1 protein-coding gene is annotated in these 609 nt (G+C 37.9%); it reads right to left on the reverse strand.

The window, feature by feature from the left end; genetic code table 11:
• The coding region (locus Q4443_RS10360; protein WP_303408376.1) for a hypothetical protein at positions 1 to 609 on the reverse strand (609 nt) is incomplete at both ends.

Raw genomic sequence — 609 nt, forward strand, 5'->3', positions numbered from 1 at the left:
TGGGGTATCAGAAATCTGACCCTTAGTATCTATACCATAAATCGTCAGTTTCTCTTCTCCCTTAGGAGCCATCCAGTACAAAACTTTGTCAAACCATTCCTCTGGGGTCACGTATTCTTCTTGAGGAATAAGAGCCCAATCTCCTTCAGTTATTTTTTTCTCAATTTCAGGATATTCCTCAAAGAGGTTTATGTTGGTATCAACAACCTTGCCCGCCTCTTTAAAAGGCAAAGAACTTTCAATGAGCCGACCTACTACATACCCCTTATCTTCTGCATACTGATCCAGTGTCGTATAAAAATAGTAAGGACCCGCTTCATAGATATCTGAACGCTCTTGATACTCTCCTTCTACTTTTCCACTATCAATGTTTAAAACTACGGTTTTCATATCACCTTGATTATCTTTGACTTCTATATTGATGGTGCTTTTAGGATTATCACGATAGGTAAGAATCTTGAAATCAATCGGAAAAAAACTGGCGTCATAGTCTGCGACCACTTTGTTTAGATCTACTTCTTTAACGGCTAAGTCTTCTGTTCTATAGTCATAAAGACGAATCTTCCAATAATCTGATTTGGGCCTGTTTTTTCTATCGGTTAAATCAAC

It is taken from the genome of Streptococcus sp. GP0011 (assembly GCF_030546305.1).
Lineage (GTDB): Bacteria > Bacillota > Bacilli > Lactobacillales > Streptococcaceae > Streptococcus.